Source organism: Candidatus Borrarchaeum sp. (assembly GCF_019058535.1).
Lineage (GTDB): Archaea > Asgardarchaeota > Sifarchaeia > Borrarchaeales > Borrarchaeaceae > Borrarchaeum > Borrarchaeum weybense.
In genome coordinates this window covers 1-3,620 of the sequence record NZ_JAHPYX010000147.1, presented here as the reverse complement: position 1 = coordinate 3,620, position 3,620 = coordinate 1, and the positions used below count along the sequence as shown (strand labels likewise).

Genomic DNA, 3,620 nt, shown 5'->3' with positions numbered 1-3,620 from the left:
GTGTGGTATTGTAGGCACTCACATACTCTACCAGCGTACCAGCTTCCTCCGCTTTGTACTCGGTAAAACGCATGAGTTGCCCCCAGCCGGCGTCACTGATCGACTTGGCGAGACGGTGGTTCTTCACCATGTTGGTAATGGTAAGCAGCTCATACACCACCAGGTCATAACTCCCGACCAGTTTCCGGCTGAGCTTGTGATGAAAGTCCTTCCGCTGATTGCGTATCTTCCTGTGTAGCCGTGCCACCTTCCTGTTCTGTTTGTGACGGTTACGTGAGCCCTTAACTTTCCTGTCTTTTCTTCGCTGCTCTTTGGCTAATTGCTTCTCCGAATGTCTCAACCAACGGGGGTTGCCTATTGTTTCTCCGTTATTTAACGTCAGTAAACTCGTCAGCCCGACATCTACCCCTATCGCCTTCTGTATGGCTATTTGTTGAGTGTAAGGGGTGGGATCAGGCAGTTCGACTGAAAAACAGGCATACCAGTGGTCGACATCTCGTTTAATGGTGTAGGTCTTGACCTCGCCTTCAGGCGGGATAGGACGGTGGAGTTTGATGGTAATAGCCCCGATTTTCGAGAGCCGAAGTTTCTTCTTTTCGAGGGCGAACCCACTTTGCGGGTAGGTGAAGGAATCATAGCGGTATTGCCCCTTAAAGCGCGGGTATCCGGCTTTTTCGCCCTTGTTAACGCGCCGAAAAAAGTTCTTAAAGGTCTTATCCAGCCGTCTCAGCACGTCTTGTAGTACCTGCGAGTGAACCGCTTTCAAAAACGGGTTGGTCTTTTTAGCGCCTTTCAAGTGGTTGGCTTGCTCGTCATAGGTAACTGATTGCTTCTGAGTTTCCCAGGCATTTTTTCGCTCGGCAAGAGAGTTATTATACAACAGGCGGCAAGTAGTAAGCCATTGGGTGAGAATAGTTGCCTGCGGTGCGGTGGGATACAGGCGAAATTGGTACGTGCGTTTCATCACAACTCATCCTCGGTTGCCTTGAGCGCCATATCACTAACAATAGTCAGTATCCGCAAACAGCTATTTAAACAGGGGGACACAACCCTGAAAGTGAAACCAGTAAAAAAATACAATTCATCCCCCCAACAAGTTGGGGGGTCTTCTTGCGGAGACAGTATAAACTATCTCCACACGTTTATTACGGCGATGGTGGAGGCTATGGAAAAGAAATATGACGATTTTTTGAAAAAAGCAGAAGATATTGCAGACGTAATTAAAGATGCAATAAAAAATAACAACGGACAGACCAAAATCGTTTCTCATTTAGATACAGATGGGATTACTGCAGCAGGGATAATCGCAACTACTTTATATCGTGCTGGAGCAAGTTTTCAGGTTTCAATTATTCGACAACTTGAAGAAGACATTATGGCTACACTCTCTAAAGGGAAAGAAAATGTTAATCTTTTCATTTTTACTGATTTAGGATCTGGTCAATTAGATATCGTGAGAAAATACCTTGATACGAAAAAAACCAAAGTTGTTATACTGGACCATCACCCTCCAATTGGTGCTGAAGACGGAGTTTTTCAACTCAACCCGCATCTTTTTGAAATCAATGGATCATACGATGTAAGTGGCGCTGGTGTGAGTTATTTTGTAGCCAGGGCTATACATGAAGAAAATAAGGATCTATCCGCTTTAGCTGTTGTTGGCTCTATCGGAGATCGGCAAGATAAAGGTGAGCAAGGATCATTTATTGGATTAAATAAAAATATTGTTGACGACGCAGTAAATGCACAAGTCCTTGAGGTTAAGAAAGATCTTAGGCTATTTGGTAGAATGACACGACCCGTTCATACCGCTTTAGAATACACCACTGACCCGTTTATTCCAAGTATTACTGGAAACCGTGATGCGTGCTTTAAGTTATTGGTAGAACTTCAAATTCCACTAAAAAAGGGAGATGAATGGAGATCAATTGCTGATTTGACTACTGAGGAACGAACAAAGTTAGTTAGCGCTCTCATCACAAGAAGTCTACAGCATGGCGTTTCATCAGATGAAGCGCAGAGTATTGTTGGGAATGTGTATACACTAGTTAAAGAAAAAGAGGGCGGAATTTTAAGAGACGCACGAGAATTCGCCTCTTGCCTAAATGCATGTGGTCGAATGGGTTCAGCAGGTGTGGGCGTTGCGCTATGTATGGGAGACCGTAAAAGAGCCTATAAAGATGCAGAGGACGTACTCTCAAAATATCGAACTCGACTTTCTGACCACATTTCACTCATAAGTGATAATATCGAGAGAATAGTAGATTTTGAAAATGTACAGATTTTCGATGGAAAAAGACTTGTGGATGATCGAATAATTGGAACAGTTGTTGGACTTGCTAGAAGCAGTAACATGCTCTCTTCTGAAAAGATCGTCCTTGGAATAGCACTTCAGGAAGGTGAAGGCTTTATTAAAGTTTCAGGTCGCTCAACTGAGAAATTAGTAAGTAAAGGCATAAGCATCGGAAAAGCACTTAGTGACGCTGCACAAGGCATAGAAGGTGTGGAAGCAGGTGGGCATGATATAGCTGCAGGCGCAAGAGTACCTTTGGAAAAAGAGCAAGAGTACATAAAATTAGTACGCAAAAATATAGACAAACAATTTGCAAAATCAGAGTCTGTTAAAAATGTCCAAGACGACGGATAAGTTGATTAAACAAACTAAGGCAAAATTAAAGATTAAGTACCCATCTCCTCGTTTTGTGAAAGATATTTTTCTATACTTAAAGGAAAAAGGGATGGAAGATCATCCAACATTGAATATTAATTTTGAACAAAACGATGATGACTTCTTAAAGATAAATGTCGAAGCAACAGAGTCAGTTAAACTTTTTCTTAAAACTCTTGATACACTGCTAATTCATATACGCGAGAAAGAGGAAATCGACAACAAAGGAAGGCGTCCGTCAGAATAGATAACAAACTAGCACCATGATTTATACTTAAAACCTAATGATTTTATATTGTGATCTTAAAAAAGAAAGAATGGTGATTTAAAATGTCAGTTAAAAAGATGAATTTCCATGAGACCGAAGTAAAAAAGATCTTGGGAGGATCCATTAGAATATTCTTCACTAAGGACACTATAGGAAGTAAAGAAGCCATGTTTGTAATGGGGGACTTTGAACCAGGCGAAGGATTAGATCCCCATGCCCATGACGATCCCCCTCAAGCAGAAGTCTATTACTGTGTAAGTGGCACAGGGACGGTCTGGTATGGAGAAGACGAAAAAGAGACACAAATTAGTCCTGGAGACGCATTGTGGATACCTAAAGGGATAAAGCATTACATCAAGAACACTGGCAAAGAAAGGCTTGTAATGGCATTCTTCCTGGCACCAGGAAGATAAATACGCCTATTTTTTTTGATCATAAAAGCGACAATCTAAGTTATCAAAAATCTTGTCAAAGAACAATCTGACTTTTTTGTGTAGCTGCAGCTAAACAAAACTTTTAAATTGTTTTTTCATTCGATATTCACATTATCCAGATCATTCACGAAATTAATTGATCATTATTTCGTTAATTCAAGAGACGCTAATAGTCTTATGAAATGTTTATGGAGGATAGAAATTGTCTAAAAGAAGGAGACGGACTGTAGACAAATGGAAGAGTAAAGAG

General features: G+C 41.2%; 4 protein-coding genes. 3 read left to right on the top strand and 1 reads right to left on the bottom strand.

All coding sequences use genetic code 11. The annotated features are described in order from the left end of the window. Nucleotides 1–964 (bottom strand): RNA-guided endonuclease TnpB family protein (locus tag QVB70_RS08755; protein ID WP_287585350.1); only part of this gene is annotated, 964 nt, incomplete at its 3' end. Between the two features lie 201 nt (nt 965–1,165). Between QVB70_RS08755 and QVB70_RS08750 the strand changes: the two genes are divergently transcribed. The 3 genes from QVB70_RS08750 to QVB70_RS08740 all read left to right on the top strand — a co-directional run bounded on the left by QVB70_RS08750 (nt 1,166) and on the right by QVB70_RS08740 (nt 3,349). After that, a complete protein-coding gene (locus QVB70_RS08750; protein ID WP_287585349.1) occupies nt 1,166–2,647 on the top strand; it encodes a DHH family phosphoesterase in 1,482 nt (493 codons plus the stop codon). Next, nucleotides 2,628–2,915, top strand: a complete 288-nt coding sequence (locus tag QVB70_RS08745; RefSeq protein WP_287585348.1) for a hypothetical protein — start codon at nt 2,628–2,630, stop codon at nt 2,913–2,915. The genes QVB70_RS08750 and QVB70_RS08745 overlap by 20 nt, the downstream gene beginning before the upstream one ends. Before the next feature lie 83 nt (nt 2,916–2,998). After that, the gene (locus QVB70_RS08740; RefSeq protein WP_287585347.1) at nt 2,999–3,349 is read left to right on the top strand and encodes a cupin domain-containing protein; all 351 of its coding nucleotides are present in this window, start codon (nt 2,999–3,001) and stop codon (nt 3,347–3,349) included. Nucleotides 3,350–3,620 lie beyond the last annotated feature (271 nt).

What these genes read in the sequence shown, in the direction of transcription:
- QVB70_RS08750 (WP_287585349.1), top strand. Translation starts at nt 1,166, where the DNA reads ATGGAAAAGAAATATGACGATTTTTTGAAAAAAGCAGAAGATATTGCA.
- QVB70_RS08740 (WP_287585347.1), top strand. Translation starts at nt 2,999, where the DNA reads ATGTCAGTTAAAAAGATGAATTTCCATGAGACCGAAGTAAAAAAGATC.
- QVB70_RS08745 (WP_287585348.1), top strand. Translation starts at nt 2,628, where the DNA reads ATGTCCAAGACGACGGATAAGTTGATTAAACAAACTAAGGCAAAATTA.